This is a genomic window from Carnobacterium gallinarum DSM 4847, from assembly GCF_000744375.1.
Taxonomy (GTDB): domain Bacteria; phylum Bacillota; class Bacilli; order Lactobacillales; family Carnobacteriaceae; genus Carnobacterium; species Carnobacterium gallinarum.
The window spans coordinates 1,471,563-1,488,877 of the sequence record NZ_JQLU01000005.1; the positions used below are offsets into that span (position 1 = coordinate 1,471,563).

Below are 17,315 nucleotides of genomic sequence, written 5' to 3' on the forward strand. Positions count from 1 at the left end.
AGAAGGAGAATTAAATTGATGGAAAAAAAATACATTATTGGTGTGGACGGCGGTTCACAAAGTTCTAAAATTGTGATAGTTGATTTAGAAGGAACGGTTATTTGTAGCAGTACTCAAACACTGCAGCCGACTTATTTAGCGGAACCAGGAATTGTTGAGCATCCAGACGATGATTTATGGGATTCAATTGTTGTGGCTTGTAAAGAAACAATGGCTAAATTTACTGGCGATAAAAAGGATATTATTGGCGTAGGATTAGGGAGTATTCGTTTCTGCCGAGCATTATTGAAAAAAGATGGATCACTTGCGCAGCCAGTTATGAGTTGGATGGATGCTCGTGTATCACGTCCCCACGATGAAACGAATCCAGAAGTTGCCTATGTTACAACTGCAACTGGGTACATTACACACCGTTTTACAGGTGAATTTAATGATACAGTTGCCAATTATCAAGGCATTTGGCCAATCGATACAGATACATGGGATTGGTTAGCAGATAAAGCTGAATTTGATGCATTTAATATTCCTAGAGAAATGTTATTTAAATTAAAAATGCCAGGGGATGTTTTGGGATCAGTTACGAATAGAACAGCTGAGTTAACTGGGATTCCAGCTGGGATTCCAGTAATTGCAACAGCCAATGATAAAGCGGTTGAAGCATTAGGTGCCGGTCTAAAAGGCGATGAAGCAATTTTGATTTCATTGGGAACCTATATTGCTTCGATGGTTGAAGGGAAAGAAAATCCTAAAGGCACCCAGAATTTTTGGACTAATTTTGCTTGTGAGCCTCATAAATATCTCTATGAAAGCACAGGGATTCGACGTGGAATGTGGACAGTTAGTTGGTTTAAAGAAGTGCTAGGAGATAGTTATATTGAAAAGGCTGCTAGTAAAGGTTTAACAGCAGAAGAATTGCTAAATACTGAACTAAAAGATGTACCTGCTGGTAGCGATGGATTAATGACAATTTTAGATTGGTTAGCTCCAACAGATGCACTTTATAAAAAAGGCGCTATGCTTGGTTTTGACGGTCGTCATGGTCGCGCGCATATTTATCGTTCGATTTTAGAAGCAATTGCCTTAACAATGAAAAATCATGGAGAAGCAATGTGTGATGAATTAGGTAAAAAGCGGAAAAAAGTAATTATTTCAGGTGGTGGTTCCAATAGTGATGTCTTTATGCAGATATTTGCAGATGTTTTTGGTATTCCAGCACAACGGAATGTTGTGAATGGCTCAGCGAGTTTGGGTGCAGCAATTAGTGTAGCAGTAGCTCTAAATTACTATAAGAGCTACGAAGAGGCGACGGCGAAGATGGTTCAAATTCAAGAAATGTTTGAACCTATTCCAGAAAATGTAATGCTGTATGACAAAATGAATCAAGAAGTATATCGCAATATTACAGACTATACAGATGGACTATTCAAAAAAACATATCCACTATTTAATTGAAATCGACTGAACATTAGATGGGAGTCCAAGTGGAATTTAGCTTGGACTTCTTCAAAATCAAAATATATATACATAGAAGATGTACTAAAATAAAGGCATATTGCTTTTTATAGTTGATACTTAAACCAAAAATAACTATAGTTTACGCTAGGTATGTTAAAATTGAGATAGAATTCATCCCATTTTAATTGTGAATTTAACAAAGCTAGCATACTAGCGTGTTCATATGGTGGCATGTTTAAGAAAGTAAGAAATCCACTAATTAAGCGAGGGGAATATGGATGGTAAAGAAAAATATTTTTAGAATAGTGATTGTGCTAATTGTATTAGTAGTCGGCTTTTTTTCGTATGATACATTTTCAGGTAAAGAAGAAGCTATCAAAGTAGCGGGTGGCGTGACATCAGAATCGCAAATACTAGCATCATTAGTTAGCGAAATGATTGAACATGAAACCTCAAATAAAGTCACCTTGTTAAATAATCTTGGTTCGGCTAATATTATGCACAAAGCCATGCTAAAAGGAGATGTTGATATTACGTCAACAAGGTACACAGGTACAGACTTAATTGGAACGCTCAATTTACCGCTAGAAAAAGATCCAGATAAGGCACTAGAAATTGTTCAGCAAGAATTTAAAAAGCGCTACGAACAAGTGTGGTTTCCTAGTTATGGATTTGAAAATCAATTTACTTTTATGGTGACAAAAGAAACTGCTGAAAAATATCAATTAAAAAAAGTGAGCGATTTAAAAAATGTAGCTCCAGAATTAACTTTAGGTGTGGATCCAACGTGGTATAAGCGAGAAGGTGATGGATATCCAGCATTTGTAGAGACCTATGGAACAAAATTTAAACGTGTTTTTCCAATGCAGATTGGGTTAGTTTATGATGCTGTTTCTGCAGGGGAATTAGATGTTGTACTTGGTTATTCAACAGATGGACGAGTGGGAAGTTATAATTTAACGATGCTAGAAGATGATTTGCAATTCTTTCCACCATACTCTGCTAGCTTAGTTGTTTCAGAAAAAACATTGAAGGCTCATCCAGAGTTGAAAAAAATTCTAGGACGATTAGAAGAAACGATTGACACAAAAACCATGCAAAAATTAAATTTTGAAGCAGATAATGATTTAACGGAACCAAGTGTAGTTGCAAAGAAATTTTTAGAAGAGCATGATTATTTTAGAGAATAAGGACATATAACAGCAAAAAAGTTAAAGTAGAATCTCAAGAAATTAGGATAACTCATCCTGTTTTTTGAGGTTTTTTTGTTAGTTATTAAACTATTTTTTTAGATTATAGTATAAATTTGGTCATGGAAAAAATAGAATTTTTGAAAACAAAAAAATTTTGGGGGGCAATACTATTTATTTTGAATATCTTGCTTGTAATTGACATTAGGTCATCTGTTAAGATAAAAATAAAGGAAGTGAAGAAAGGGGATGATTTATTGAAGATTAGAAAACAGCTGTAAAATATAGAATCGAAAGTTACCAAAATATATTGGTTTAAAATAATTTTTTATCAAAGGAACAAAAATAATCAATAGGAGTTGTTGATATGAAAAACAAAAAAATAAATAAGATTTTAATTATTAGTGCTTTATCTACTTCGTTGTTAGTCAATCCGATAATAGGCTCTCAAATACCCACCAATGCATATGCTGCTGAGGTAGAAACTGGCGCACAAAAAATAGTTGTTGGAAATGTAACACTAACTTCATCAAAATTATCCATTGATTCAACGAGTAAAGATGGCTCAGGACTAATTTTCAGCTTGGAATGGTTGAAGGAATCAAAGGTAGATGTATTACAAATCGATTTAGTGGTAACCAATGGAACGATTGTTTCAACTTCATTAGACCCATCTTCTTATAGCATTAAAGAAGATGGTAAAAGAGTCCGACTTTTAATTGATAAGCGTTTAGATGCTGTTGAATTATTTGTTAAAGCAGATAATCCAAAAGAGAATAATGCTAATGTAACTGCAAAAATGGACTTGGGCTACTCTGGTGAAGCAAATAATTATGAGGAAGATAGGGGAGCATTTTCATTTGATATTCCGATTGTTGAAAAAGTTGTAGCAGTAACGAAAGAGGAAGATAAAGGCATTCCTACTCAATCTACAACGGACAAACAAAAAACAGAAAAGACACCAACAAATGAAGAAAAAAATAGTATAGACACTAGCTCAAAAAATCCAACTAATAAAAAATCTCAAAAGACTAGCAACGCAATCGTTAGCAAGATAGAAAAAAAGAATCAAGGTATGTTACCCCAAGCAGGAGAAAAGCGTGTGTTTATTTATGGTATTGCAGGAATTATTATTATCGGATTGACCATACTCGTTTATTCTAGAATCAAAAATAAAGAGAAGAGATAAGCATGAAAACCGTTTTAGTGTGCATTCATGAGCTTTTTTTGACAAAAATAAAAAATACAAAGGGGAATTACTATGAAAAATAATAAATTAAAAAAGGCTGTTACAATTGGATTATTATCGACAACTCTATTTTCAAATATGCTATTTGTTCCTGCAATCAATAAGGTAGCATACGCTGAAGGGAATGTATCAACAACTAAAGTAGCTGAAAGTGTTACAGTTGGAAATGTTGTAATAACACCAGATAGCAAGGTAATTGATTTAAAAAATACAAATGGCACAATGATAAATCTAGATCTAAATTGGTTGAAAGAATCTAAAGTAGATGTATTGCAATTAGATTTAACTTTTACAAATGGAACAATCGTAGCGACATCATTAGATAGATCTTCTGTAAATATCAAAGAGGGTGGCAAAAAGGCTAGAATTCTTCTAGATCAACGCCTAGGTAGTATACAATTGTATATCAAAGGAGATAGTCAAACAGTAAATAATTCAAATGTAACGATGTCTATGATTCTCGGATATTCGGGAGAAGCAAATGGATATACAGAATCAAAAAATAACTATAGTACGGATTTGCAGATTGTGGATGTAATGCTTGAAAAAGCTAAGGAAGAGAATAAAGTTACGGTGAATAATTTGCCTAATTTAACTAATGAAGATAAAACTGGATTCGATCAACAAATAGATGAAGCAAAAACGATCGAGGTAATTCAACAAATTGTTGAGAATGCTAAAGTAAAAGATAGAGAAAATGTATTAGAACAGGCTAAAGAAACAGGAAAAGCAACGATTAATAGCTTACCCAATTTATCTGATATCGAAAAAAATGGATTCAACCAACAAATAGATGGTGCAAAAACAGTTGAAGAAGTGCAACAAATTGTTGAAACGGCTAAAGTGAAATCTGCAACAAATGTATTAGACCAAGTGAAAGAAGCAGGAAAAGCAACGATTAACAGTCTGCCAACATTAACGGATGCAGAAAAAGCAGGATTCAACCAACAAATAGATGGTGCAAAAACAGTTGGAGAAGTGCAACAAATTATTGAAACGGCTAAAACAAAATCTACAACAAATGTATTAGACCAAGTGAAAGAAGCAGGAAAAGTAACGATTAACAGTTTGCCAACATTAACGGATGCAGAAAAAGCAGGATTCAACCAACAAATAGATGGTGTAAAAACAGTTGAAGAAGTGCAACAAATTATTGAAACAGCTAAAACAAAATCTACAACAAATGCATTAGAACAAGCAAAAGAAGCAGGAAAAGCAACGATTAATAAATTACCAACATTAACGGATGCAGAAAAAGCAGGAGTAAATCAGCAGATAGATGAAGCTAAAACCGCAGAAGAAATTCAGCAAATTGTTGAAACGGCTAAAATAAAATCTGCCACAAATGCATTAGAACAAGCAAAAGAAGCAGGAAAAGCAACGATTAATAAACTGTCAGCATTATCAGATGCAGAAAAAACCGAGTTTAATAAACAAATTGACGGAGCTCAAACAGTTGAAGAAGTTCAACAAATTGTCGAAGAGGCTAAATCAAAGGATACAGAAAAAGCATTAGAACAAGCAAAAATAGATGGAAAGAATACAATTAACGCTTTTGAAAACTTAACAGATAGAGAAAAAAATAATTTTAATCAACAGATAGATGAAGCAAAAAATCTAGAAAAAATTCAACAAATTGTCGATGAAGCGAAACAAAAAAATGCAGAATTTCTGTTAGGAGATGTCAATAATGATGGCTATGTTAACTTTGTTGATGCTGCGCTATTAAAAGCATATATTGTAATGGAACAGTTTCCAAATAATATTGAAGATAAAGAACGGTTCATGAAAGCAATCGATTTAAATAAAGATACGACTATTAATATCCGCGATTATGCCCAATTAAAAGCGTTGTTAGTATAAAGTAGTAATGTAAAAATAAGAAGAGCATCTCCTTTCAAATTCATAATGAATGGAATTGGAGATGTTTTTTTAGTATTACACTAAGAAAATTTAAATCAAAATCAATGTAATTGAAGGAAAAAGTAGTAGGAATAACAATAACTTATTTTTAGGAGTGATGATGATGAATAATAAAAGAAAATGGATAAAAAAGAGCTATCAATTTGGAATAATTGCGTTGGTGCTTATTGTGGGACTTAAACTATCGTTTGTTGATAAACTGGTTTATGCTGAGGAACCAACTAGTGTGAGAGAAAGTAACCAGCAGTTAGAAAATGGAACTAGTGAATTGAACAGTCTTGAATCACCAATAATTACAAAAGATGAAGAGCCAAACAAGGATGTAGAAAATCAAGAATCGGTTATAGAATCAGAAGAACCTTCTGATTCACCAAAAGAACCTTCTGATTCATCAAAAGAAGAGCTGCAAGAATCTAATGCAAATAATCCCGTAAGTTCACCTGAAATACAACAAGTAGAGAAGGAAGAAAATGAAGAGCTTAGCACAAGAGTGTTAAAAAATCCCGTAAGTCTTAATACTGAGTTAAATGTTAGTGTTAATGAAGTGGTAAAAAACAAAGATCGATACAATATAAGTGGATATTTTGAATTGAAAAATTCACTGTTCAATAGTATTGGTATTTTACCAAATCATTATTTTGAAGTTGGGCTACCTCCAAATTTAAATAATGCAGTAGCGTATATCAAGCTAAATGGGCAAACTTTCAAGCAAAATCACGATGGTGTTTATGGATATTATGTTCAAAATATCATTTTTAAGAATTCATCTATACCCTTTGAAATTGAACTTACTATAAATGCTATTTCTCAAGATGAAGGAAGTATACAATTTTCTGATACCGTAAGTGAATTATTGAGGATCAAAACGTATACTGGAACTATTGAGTTAAAAAAAATGTATCTCAAAATTAATGCATTGATCATTCCAAAAGCTACTAAAGAAATTGATGCTTTAACGAACCTAACAGATGTACAAAAAAAAGATTTTAAAAATCAAATGAATCAAGCAAAAACGCCAAAAGGAATCAAAGAGATTGTTGATGCTGCTAAAAAACAGAATTTATTGATGCCAAAGTTAATAGAAGCTAAAAAAATAGGGAACCAGACAGTGAATAACCTGATGAACATAACAGGTAAAGAAAAATCAGGATTTAATCAACAAATCAATCAGGCAACAACAGTCGAAGAAGTCCAACAAATTATTAAAAATGCTAAGGCAAGAGATCAAGCATTTATTATTGGGGATTTGAATAGTGATCGGATAGTGAATAGTGTTGATGCAGCTTTATTTAAAGCGTATGTATTAAGTGGAGAAATTCCAAGCAACATTCTGAATAAAGAAAAATTTATAAAAGCAGCAGATTTTAATAAAGATAACCGGATTACTATTGTAGACTATGCAAGTTTAAAATTACTATTAACAGGAAACTAAGGGGAGCTATTTCCTAAAATAAAACAACAGTTTTTTCTGTTGTTTTATTACATAATATAAAAATGAAAATAGAGTGGCTATTTTTAGTATGTAGGGATCTAGTATTCATATAAGTACAATGTTGTATTTATATGAAGTGGGAATTTTACTTATATAATTTATTTAGAGAGAAATAATATAGAATATTTGTGTTTGGAAAATACTATGAATACTCGTTTTTAAGTAAATATATTAATTTTAAAATGTTATTTAATGACGAATGTGAAATTGGTATATGTATTAAAAGTATTTGAAAATAAGTGTTAGATTTAATTTTTGTATGATTATGATTGAAAGTTCCGTAAGGGAATCTGTTATTCTAAGATTACATAATAAGAACTTTAAAAAAGGAGGAAGAATGTATTCTATATCTGAAGTTGCAAGAAAATTCGGTATCACAGTAAGGACAATTCGGTATTATGAGGATGTTGGTTTAATCAACAAAGGAACTAGGAAAAATGGTATCAGACACTATGAAAAAGATGAAATTGTTTATAGTATCAGTTGTATCATTTTTATGAAGTCATTGAACTTTAAAATAGCTGAAATAAAAGATATTTTGAAGCATCCTATTTATATAAAAGAGATTCTTATGAATATTAGAATTTTTCTAATTGAAAAAGAAATCTTTACTCTTAGTAAAGAAAAAGAATATTTGGTAGAAAGTTTAGTAAACAAAGATTGGAAGCAAATTCCAATTAATGATGAGAATATTGTAGTAAAATTAACAGCTGGATCAACTAGTATTGCAAAAAAATTAAATAAGATTGAAAAAATGGGGGAATATTCACGTGGAGAAATAAATGAATTTGTTTCAGAATACAAGGCATGGCATAAAGATAGCGGGATTCTAATTGACGATGATCAACTCTACCTATTTTTAACTAGTAATGATTATACTAAAAATAAATGTTTGAAAAGCATTCTAAGAAAGTATTTTGAATGCAATAATTTAAAGAGTTTCTACCAATAATATTCTTTAAAAAAATGGAAAAATACGGAGATAGTTAGAAAACATTGCTCACCTTGTAACAAAATTTGTGTAGAGTATGTAACAATGAAAATACTTTACACAAATTTATCGTTGAAAAAACTCAGCAAGATAGTGGGAATTGTTTAAAGTTTACTCAAAATGATACGAATAAACTGGATTTTAGGTTAGTTAATAGATGACGGATAACCTATATATAGTTTCGACTAAATCAGGACTATAAAAGTAGCATGGAAAAGAAATTTTTCTGCTGCTTTTTTAACTGGTTTTATATTGGAAAATTAGTTACGATAGTTATATAAACTAACGATCAATTTTTGTTTAAAAGTAGATAATAAAAAGTTCCTTTTTTAGTTGTAAAAAAAAGAATGGTTAAGTATATTTAGAGCAAGCAGAATGAAGAGTGTTGATAATCATACAACGTATGGCAAAGCCTATGGCAGATGGAGTCCAGATAGATAACCTTTAAAAATTAAAAATAGTTCGTAAACTTAGCGATTATAAGTAATTGATTAGGAGTGATAAGGTGAAGTATTGGTATACTCGACTATTAAGTGTTAAATATCTACTTGGTTTTTTTCTTGGAGTAGCAATAGTTAGCAGCCACATTGTTTTTGAAATGGTTCCTAGAATCCGATATTTAGATGGTGTTGATGTAATCAATCTGCCAAGTACTACTTGGCTAGGTGGCGATATCAATGGAGGAATTCCTAGTATCTATTATTTATTATTACCGCTTTTTTCAGTATTAGGAGCCAACTTAATTGTTTTTGAGGATAAAAAAAATAGTTACTTTTTAAGGTTTATTCAAAAACAAAGTATATTTCGTTATTCAATGAGAACATTTGGTTTAAGTTTTATTTCAGGATTCCTTATTTCATTTATTTCTTTGGCTATTGACTTTATAGTAGCATTTAGCTTATTTCCTAATATAAATCCAGATATTATTTTGAATTCAAATTTAAGTGTTACTTCAAAATCAACCTATTTTAGTGACTTATTTTTTACAAATCCCTACTTGCTAATTTTTATGTATATGATTATGGCAGGCTGTATGTCGGGACTGTACTCCTGTACATCTGCAACAATTAGTCTATATGTCAAAAATATTTATATAGCTCTTAGCACTGTATTTTTAATCACAGTAATCTTAACGACCCTATCCTATGTAGTTCCAAAAATTATTTACTCTCCAGCGTCAATTTTACAAGAATTGGGTGGGGGATATTTACCACCTTTTAGTAGTATTGTTAGTGTATATTTCATTGTATTAGTCACCAGCTTCTATTATTTTATTAGAGGAGTTAATAAAAATGCAGTTATTTAATTACTATTTTAAAATGAAGTCTACAAAGAATTATTTAATAGATGGGGTCTATTTTTCAACTTTAATTGTCTTTTTTAGTGCCCTATTCTATTTATATATGGGGAAAGAGGCAACAAAAACATTTTCTCTATTAGAAATGTCAAAAGGCGGATTAACAAATGGTGTTAATATTGAATTAATTATGATACCGATACTTCCAACCCTAATTATTTATCCAATGATCTCTATTTTATTTCCGCAAATTTTTTTTGTGAAAAAGCCAATAATGTTAATTAATTTGCAGTTATTTTTCTACTATCTATTATATCTTTTGGCATTTATAGTTGCCATAATTTTAATGGGAACGATTGTCTTAAATAAAATGACATACGAATTAAATGTTATTTATCTTTTGTCCCTACTTCTTGCATTATTGGCTAATTTTATCTTTTTTAAACTTATTTATTTAATTTATAGTATTACGACAAACAAAGTTGTGACTTTGATACTGGTATATTTGTTTTGCTATATTGATTTGGCATTAAATAAAGTAAACATTTTTTTCTTTTTTTCACATGGCATTCTCGGAACTAAAGAGAATCAAAATATAGCACAATTCACTGAGAATGTATTATTTCTTATATTGTTATTTATTATTTTGGAGGTTAGCCAACGATGGATACTATCAGAGAAAAATTATATCAAAAAAGCCAAATAATAAATAAAGTGCTTATTCGGAATGGCTATTTGCTGTTTAGTTATATAAAGATTAGAGCGTTAGTGTTATTTTTGTTATCAGTATTGTTAATTATAGTTGCTAAAAATTCACAATTGGATGGTCTTAGCAGTGTGCTGTATGGAGTTGAATCTGAACTAGAGAGAAAGAGTTTTCCAATGATGTGGTTATTTATTCTGATTGTTCCGATTTTAATTATCGGGAATGCTCAAGAAATATTACTAAAAAAAGATTATCCAATTATTAGTCGGTCATCATTAACAACCTACTTTTTTACAACAATTTATTTAAGTTTTTTATTGGATTTGGTCTTTTTTATCGTTTTAATTGTAGCAAATCAATTTAACATAAAGCAGCCTATTTTTTTTAGTTATGTTTTTTTATTCACCTTAGTAGTACTAATCACATTTCAGATTATTTCCTCAATTATTGGAGATAGTTTTCTTATGATGTTGTTATTTATCATTCTGATTACAGTAAATATTTATTTTCCCTATTCCTCAATTATTGATGGCACAATGTTAATAAGATTTGATAGTCGCATGGTTTTTATAAATAGTTTAGGATTGATAATTATTTTAATCATCGTGAGTTCATGGGGATTGAATCATATGAAAAAAATTGATTTTATTAACAGAGGAGGATTAAAATGAAAATGATTGAACTAAAGGATGTTTCTAAAAAGATTAAACGCAAAGTCATTTTAGATGAAGTTAATTTTACTATTGATAAAGGTAGTATCTGTGGATTTAGTGGACCTAATGGATCAGGTAAATCAATGATCTTTAAAGCCATTATTGGCTTTTTAAATCCAGATAAAGGCACCGTGATTGTTAATGGCAAACAAATTAGAAAAGATGAATTATTTTCTAGTGATATTGCCTTTTCAATGGATAATGAAGGGGTTTTAGAAGATTTTTCAGCTAGAAAAAATTTGGAATTAATTAATTTATTAAACAATAACCAACAAACAAAGGATGAAATAAAGCAATTATTAGAGTATGTTGGGCTTAAATCTGATGAAACAAAAGTGAAAGATTTTTCACTTGGAATGAAAAAAAGATTATCTTTAGCGTGTGCTTTGATTTCTAATTCTCCAATTATCATTTTAGATGAACCAACAAATGCATTAGATGAAAAAGGCAAAGAATTCTTAAAAAGACTAATTTTTGAACAAAATGCTGAAGGAAAAACAGTGTTGGTTTCTAGTCACGATCGTTTATTTTTAGAAGAGATTAGTGATAAAATCATTTATGTATCGGATGGAAAAATTGTTGAGTAGCGTTGGTTTTACTTGGAGGTGGGAAATTTGAAAAAATATCGAAAACAAATTATTCTTTTAGCATTTCTTCTCAGTGTTGCCCTTACTATATTTTTAGGAAATAGGTATGTATCAGTAAACAAGCAGTATCAAAATGTAAAAATAAACAATGTACTTGTTTTAAATGGAGAAGATACAGAAATTAACTCAATGTTTAAAGTAACTAAATGGAAGCATTCGATCACTGAGGATCCTGAAGATAAAGAATATTCTTATGATGTAATCAAAGTTGCGATAAACTCCAAGAAAGTTGGTAAGTTTCCAATAGGTACAACCTACTTTATTAATAATAAAAATGAGGTCACTCAAGCAGCAATACAGGATGATAATCAGAATGAAGCCAGCAAGGAAGAAAATGATACTTTAGATATAGGTGAGAATAAGCGTACAATTAAATTGATTATGAAGACTATTTCTAAAGAAAATCCCCCAAAGATGGTTATTCTAACAAGCGATAAAAAGGGAAGCTATACAAAATATATCTATCAATAAAAAAAGCCACCTGATGGAGAGTCAGGTGGCTAAAAGGAGTTGCCATGATTCCAAATTATGTTATTGATTAGTTTGGAGAAGCTAATCGATAAACCTTTGAAAACACAGCGATCATTGCACTTTGGAGGAGTTGCAATGAAAAAATGAAAAATTGTCATAACTCTAATGTCTAAAACATTATGAGAGCTACGTCTACAATAGACTCTGAATAGTCAGTTGTAAAAAAGTTTGTTTTTGGTTGTTTTGGTATGACTAAAGTATACTCAGAAAATGTGAAGAAAGTATGTCGTATTCGTAAAAAAAAATTGAAGAAATCATGACTGAATTATAGTACTTCTTCATAAATTACATAAAAAGTATGTTTATTTGCTGGAAAGTGTTGGCAATCTCTTGGAATAGTTTATAATAGATAAAGATGAAAAAAACGTGTTTATTAAATTTTTTTAGGATAAACAAGTAGAATAACTGAAAAGTGGAGGGATATACATGAATAAAATTGGGTTTGATCCACAGAAGTATATTGAAGAACAATCAAAGTATATTCTTGAGAGAGTGAATCATTATGACAAATTGTATTTAGAATTTGGCGGAAAATTAATTGGTGATAAGCATGCCAAAAGAGTATTACCGGGTTTTGATGAAGACTCAAAAATAAAATTATTGCAGAAATTAAAGGATCAAGCTGAAATTTTAATTTGTGTGTATGCTGGAGATATTGAGCGAAATAAAATTCGTGGAGATTATGGTATTACCTATGATATGGATATCTTACGTTTAATCGACGAGCTAAGAGGCTATGGTTTAGAAACAAATAGTGTTGTAATTACCCGTTACAGTGGTCAGCCTGCTACAAAACTATTTATTAACAAGCTTGAAAGACGCGATATTAAAGTGTACAAACATACAGCTATTGAAGACTATCCCTCAAATATCGAAAAAATTGTGAGCGAAGATGGATTTGGTCAAAATAGTTATATTCCGACAACAAAACCGATTGTTGTTGTGACAGCGCCAGGTCCTGGTAGTGGAAAATTGGCAACGTGTTTAAACCAACTTTATCATGAAAGCCGTCTTGGCAAAGCTGCAGGTTATTCTAAATTTGAAACCTTCCCTGTTTGGAATGTTCCATTAAAACATCCCTTAAATATTGCGTATGAAGCAGCTACAGTTGATTTGAAGGACGTAAATATGATAGATTCCTTCCATTATGATCGTTATCAAAAAGTGGCAGTAAACTACAATCGTGATGTTGAAACGTTTCCAGTTATTAAACGAATTATTGAAAAAATTACAGGAAAAGAATCTGTTTATCAATCTCCAACGGATATGGGAGTAAACCGTGTTGGCTTTGGGATTACAGATGATGAAGCTGTTAAAGAAGCATCGAAACAAGAGATTATTCGCCGCTGTTTCACTACAGAATGTGATTTCAAAAAAGGCTTAATTGATGAAGAAACAGTTAGCCGAATTAAAATGATTTTAGAAGAAGTTGAGTTAAAAAAAGAAGACCGTGGACCCGTTTTACCAGCCCGTAACTATTCGGATCATCTGAAGGGACTAAACGAAGGAAACGAAATACAAGCTGTAATTGCCTTTGAATTAAATGATGGTCGCTTTGTTACTGGGAAAACTACGCCATTAATGGATTCTTCTTCAGCAGCAATTTTAAATTCATTAAAAATCTTGGCGAATATTTCAGATGATTTGTTCCTATTATCTCCAGTTGTTTTAGAAACAATTCAGAATATGAAAACCAATGAGCTTCACAGCAAATTAACTTCTTTAAACGCCAATGAGGTTTTAATTGCTTTGGCAATTAGTGCTGTGACCAACCCAATGGCTCAATTAGCCTATGAAAAACTAGCTGAACTAGACGGTGTACAAGCCCATTCAACAGTGATGCTAAGTAAAAATGATGAACAAATCCTACGACAATTAGGTCTAGATATAACTTGCGATCCAGTCTATTCTTCTGAAAATCTATATTATATTTAATAAATAAATATTGAAGTTTAGAATTATTTTATGATAATTCTAAACTTTTTTTGTTTTTATTTATAATTTTTTGGATAATATTAAAAATAGTAATAACTATTCTTGTTGAAACAAGTTGTTCAAAAGAGTACAATTAAAGACGTAAATAAACTAAAAAATATATTAAAAAGGAGTATGGAGATGAAAAAAATAAGTTATTTGTTTTTTGGATGTATGTTGTTAGGAGTAATATCTCTGAGTGGAAATGCGAAGGCGGTTGACATTAATTCAAATCAAAGTGTTCTCAAAGAATCAGTAAATGATACAAAAGTAAATCAATATTTTTTTAAATCTAGATTGCTCACAAATGAACTAAGCGGTTCGTTTGCTGCAACCAAGGCAGCTTCGGCAGATCAACAGAAAATTGTTAATTATGCATTACAGTTTTTAGGTGTTCCCTATGTATGGGGAGGAGCAACACCAGCTGGTTTTGATTGTTCTGGATTAGTTCAATATAGTTATAGGAATTCAGTAGGGATTAGCCTACCTAGAGTTACTTGGGAACAAGAAAAGATGGGAAAAGAAGTGAGTTTAAATGATTTGCAGTTGGGAGACTTAGTCTTTTATGGAAGCCGTGGTTCAACGTATCATGTAGGTATTTATATTGGAAATAATGAGATGGTTCATGCTCCAACAACGGGTGATGTAGTGAAAAAAACTAACTTAGCGTACTTTTATCCTGATTTTGCAAGACGGATATTACCAGATGCACCAATTGGCTCACCTTCAGAAACGATTATTAGTCGAACAGATATTGATCGAAATGGTAAGGTAGCGAAAAGCGTTGAACGCTATGGTAATCCTGATAATTCAAACCAACTAACGCCTGTACAGGGTTCTAATACTGCAGATCTTGTGAATCAAGATGTAGAGATTAAGACAAAGGTCAAAACCACATCTGGTAAAACGTTTGTTTTAATTAGACAGAACAATAAAGGAATTTGTTGGATTGAAGAATCAGCAGTAAACTACTATCCTAAAGTAGCTAATAATTCAGTTATCAGCAGATGGGGGAAAGTTACAAAATCCTCTGAGAAATATTCAATGCCTGGAAATTATTTGAAACCAGCAGGTGCAACAACATCAAATATTATCGATCAAGATGTTCAAGTTAAGAATAGGGTTACTACAACAGATGGTCAGAAATTTGTATTATTGCTGAATTCAAATGGTGTAGGAATCGGGTGGGTAGATGAGTCAACAGTGGAGATCTATGCCCAAATCAAAACACAAGTGGCAACTGATTCAAAAGTAAAAGTTAAAAAGGTGACACCACGTTATTCTGCAACTGACAGTTATCTAAAAGCTGTTAAAGGCTATGACACTTCAGCCTTTTTAAATCAAGTATTGGATATAAAATCAAAAATAGTCACAACTGATGGAAAAGTTTTTGTTTTATTAGCAAAAGATGGAAGTGGTATTTGTTGGGTGGAAGAGTCAAGCATTCAGTATTATCCAAAAGTTGCAAGTCAAACAGATATTAATCGTTGGGGTAGAGTGATAAAAGGAGCCCAAAAATATTCATTTGCAGCAGGAGCAGATTACCTTACGCCAGTGGACGGGGCAACGAGTGATTCTATTATTGGTCAAGATGTACAAGTGAAAACAAGAATCGTAACTAAAGATGATCAAAAATTTGTTCTACTTTTAAATGAAGCTGGGACAGGAATTGCTTGGGTGGAAGAAAGTTCAATTGAAATTTATGATCAAATTAAAAGTCAAACAGATGAAAGTTCAAAAGCAATAGTCATTAAAAATGTTCCACGTTATAGCGCCACAAAAACGTATTTGAAAAAAGTAATAGGCTATGACACATCTAATTTTCTTAATCAAGGATTTGATATAAAATCAAAAATAGTGACAACTGATGGAAAAGTTTTTGTTTTATTAGCAAAAGATGGAAGTGGCATTTGTTGGGTAGAAGAATCAGCTATTAGCTACTATCCAAAAGTAAAAACAAGAACTGATATTAATCGTTGGGGAACTGTCAAAGTTGGGGCGCAAAAACATTCTTTAGCCAATGATTCAGAATTTTTAACACCAATCAATGCAACAACTGAGAGTATTGTCAACCAAGAAGTTCAAATCAAAACCAAAGTAGAAACAACAGATGGACGTATCTTTGTTTTATTATTAAACCCAAATGGTACAGGAATTGCGTGGGTAGAAGAAGCCTCAATTGAGTACTATACTCAAATTAAGGAACAGACAGTGGTAAATGCAAAAGCGACAGTCATTAAAAATGTTCCACGCTACAGCGCAACAGCAACCTATATAAAAGAAGCAGTAGGATATAATACAGCAGGATTTATCAACCAAGAATTTGAGATTAAATCAAAAATAATCACAACCGATGATAAAGTGTATGTTCTAATTGCGAAAAATGGAAGTGGCATTTGTTGGGTAGAAGAATCAGCAATTAGTTACTATCCAAAAGTAAAAACAAGAACTGATATTAATCGTTGGGGAACTGTCAAAGTTGCAGCACAAAAACATTCTCTAGCGGCGGATTCAGAATTCTTAACGCCAGTTAATGCAACAACAGAGAGTATCATCAATCAAGAAGTCCAAATCAAAACTCGAGTAGAGACGACAGATGGACGAATCTTTGTTTTATTATTAAACCCAAATGGTACAGGAATTGCGTGGGTAGAAGAAGCCTCAATTGAGTACTATACTCAAATTAAGGAACAGACAGTGGTAAATGCAAAAGCGACAGTCATTAAAAATGTTCCCCGTTATAGCGCAACTGCAACCTATATAAAAGAAGCAGTAGGATATAATACAGCAGGATTTATCAACCAAGAATTTGAGATTAAATCAAAAATAATCACAACCGATGATAAAGTGTATGTTCTAATTGCAAAAAATGGAAGTGGCATTTGCTGGGTAGAAGAATCAGCAGTAAGATATTAATTCAATACCAGTGATCTTATTTTTAGATTAAAGAATCCCTTATTTATAAAGGTTAAGTCATAAGTCTTAAACTAATAAAAATCGTAAGAAACTCATTTCAATGAATGAAGATTTCTTACGGTTTCTTATTTAGTTAATTGCGTTCGTTAGTAACTCAGGCAGTTTTTCTGCATTGAAAAAAATCATTTTATTTTCGGAATCTAACACAACATCTCCTTTATTGGGTTTTTA

At 31.5% G+C, this 17,315-nt stretch carries 13 protein-coding genes; all 13 read left to right on the forward strand.

Annotated elements, in window-relative coordinates:
- Positions 1-18: 18 nt before the first annotated feature.
- The 13 genes from BR43_RS11520 to BR43_RS19930 all read left to right on the forward strand — a co-directional run bounded on the left by BR43_RS11520 (position 19) and on the right by BR43_RS19930 (position 17,084).
- Positions 19-1,452 carry an FGGY-family carbohydrate kinase gene (locus BR43_RS11520; RefSeq protein ID WP_034562099.1) on the forward strand — a complete coding sequence of 478 codons (1,434 nt, stop codon included), beginning with the start codon at positions 19-21 and terminating at the stop codon, positions 1,450-1,452.
- A 281-nt stretch (positions 1,453-1,733) separates the two neighbouring features.
- The gene (locus BR43_RS11525) at positions 1,734-2,645 is read left to right on the forward strand and encodes an osmoprotectant ABC transporter substrate-binding protein (RefSeq protein WP_034562100.1); all 912 of its coding nucleotides are present in this window, start codon (positions 1,734-1,736) and stop codon (positions 2,643-2,645) included.
- 367 nt (positions 2,646-3,012) lie between these two features.
- Complete coding sequence (locus BR43_RS11530) at positions 3,013-3,834, forward strand: LPXTG cell wall anchor domain-containing protein (protein ID WP_034562102.1); 822 nt, start codon at positions 3,013-3,015, stop codon at positions 3,832-3,834.
- Between the two features lie 72 nt (positions 3,835-3,906).
- Positions 3,907-5,757, forward strand: coding sequence for a dockerin type I domain-containing protein (locus BR43_RS11535; protein ID WP_034562103.1), 1,851 nt, complete (start codon positions 3,907-3,909; stop codon positions 5,755-5,757).
- Positions 5,758-5,920: 163 nt separating this feature from the next.
- Complete coding sequence (locus BR43_RS11540; RefSeq protein WP_034562104.1) at positions 5,921-7,249, forward strand: dockerin type I domain-containing protein; 1,329 nt, start codon at positions 5,921-5,923, stop codon at positions 7,247-7,249.
- Positions 7,250-7,568: 319 nt separating this feature from the next.
- The gene (locus BR43_RS11545; RefSeq protein WP_084679922.1) at positions 7,569-8,261 is read left to right on the forward strand and encodes a MerR family transcriptional regulator; all 693 of its coding nucleotides are present in this window, start codon (positions 7,569-7,571) and stop codon (positions 8,259-8,261) included.
- A 544-nt stretch (positions 8,262-8,805) separates the two neighbouring features.
- Entirely contained in the window at positions 8,806-9,606 is an 801-nt protein-coding gene (locus tag BR43_RS11550) for a hypothetical protein (RefSeq protein WP_034562106.1), read from the forward strand.
- Positions 9,593-10,303 (forward strand): hypothetical protein, encoded by a 711-nt coding sequence (locus tag BR43_RS11555; RefSeq protein ID WP_034562107.1) that lies wholly within the window; start codon positions 9,593-9,595, stop codon positions 10,301-10,303. The genes BR43_RS11550 and BR43_RS11555 overlap by 14 nt, the downstream gene beginning before the upstream one ends.
- On the forward strand, positions 10,261-10,974 hold the full coding sequence (locus tag BR43_RS11560; RefSeq protein ID WP_034562108.1) for a hypothetical protein: 714 nt from the start codon (positions 10,261-10,263) through the stop codon (positions 10,972-10,974). Before BR43_RS11555 ends, BR43_RS11560 begins: the two co-directional genes overlap by 43 nt.
- Complete coding sequence (locus tag BR43_RS11565) at positions 10,971-11,603, forward strand: ABC transporter ATP-binding protein (RefSeq protein ID WP_034562110.1); 633 nt, start codon at positions 10,971-10,973, stop codon at positions 11,601-11,603. The genes BR43_RS11560 and BR43_RS11565 overlap by 4 nt, the downstream gene beginning before the upstream one ends.
- 27 nt (positions 11,604-11,630) lie before the next feature.
- On the forward strand, positions 11,631-12,134 hold the full coding sequence (locus BR43_RS11570) for a hypothetical protein (RefSeq protein WP_034562112.1): 504 nt from the start codon (positions 11,631-11,633) through the stop codon (positions 12,132-12,134).
- A gap of 486 nt (positions 12,135-12,620) precedes the next feature.
- Positions 12,621-14,129 (forward strand): DUF1846 domain-containing protein, encoded by a 1,509-nt coding sequence (locus BR43_RS11575; RefSeq protein ID WP_034562113.1) that lies wholly within the window; start codon positions 12,621-12,623, stop codon positions 14,127-14,129.
- Positions 14,130-14,309: 180 nt separating this feature from the next.
- A complete protein-coding gene (locus BR43_RS19930) occupies positions 14,310-17,084 on the forward strand; it encodes a C40 family peptidase (RefSeq protein WP_051933937.1) in 2,775 nt (924 codons plus the stop codon).
- Positions 17,085-17,315 lie beyond the last annotated feature (231 nt).

What these genes read in the sequence shown, in the direction of transcription:
- BR43_RS11540 (WP_034562104.1), top strand. Translation starts at nt 5,921, where the DNA reads ATGAATAATAAAAGAAAATGGATAAAAAAGAGCTATCAATTTGGAATA.
- BR43_RS11545 (WP_084679922.1), top strand. Translation starts at nt 7,569, where the DNA reads ATGATTATGATTGAAAGTTCCGTAAGGGAATCTGTTATTCTAAGATTA.
- BR43_RS19930 (WP_051933937.1), top strand. Translation starts at nt 14,310, where the DNA reads ATGAAAAAAATAAGTTATTTGTTTTTTGGATGTATGTTGTTAGGAGTA.
- BR43_RS11560 (WP_034562108.1), top strand. Translation starts at nt 10,261, where the DNA reads ATGGATACTATCAGAGAAAAATTATATCAAAAAAGCCAAATAATAAAT.
- BR43_RS11565 (WP_034562110.1), top strand. Translation starts at nt 10,971, where the DNA reads ATGAAAATGATTGAACTAAAGGATGTTTCTAAAAAGATTAAACGCAAA.
- BR43_RS11525 (WP_034562100.1), top strand. Translation starts at nt 1,734, where the DNA reads ATGGTAAAGAAAAATATTTTTAGAATAGTGATTGTGCTAATTGTATTA.
- BR43_RS11520 (WP_034562099.1), top strand. Translation starts at nt 19, where the DNA reads ATGGAAAAAAAATACATTATTGGTGTGGACGGCGGTTCACAAAGTTCT.
- BR43_RS11575 (WP_034562113.1), top strand. Translation starts at nt 12,621, where the DNA reads ATGAATAAAATTGGGTTTGATCCACAGAAGTATATTGAAGAACAATCA.
- BR43_RS11530 (WP_034562102.1), top strand. Translation starts at nt 3,013, where the DNA reads ATGAAAAACAAAAAAATAAATAAGATTTTAATTATTAGTGCTTTATCT.
- BR43_RS11555 (WP_034562107.1), top strand. Translation starts at nt 9,593, where the DNA reads ATGCAGTTATTTAATTACTATTTTAAAATGAAGTCTACAAAGAATTAT.
- BR43_RS11535 (WP_034562103.1), top strand. Translation starts at nt 3,907, where the DNA reads ATGAAAAATAATAAATTAAAAAAGGCTGTTACAATTGGATTATTATCG.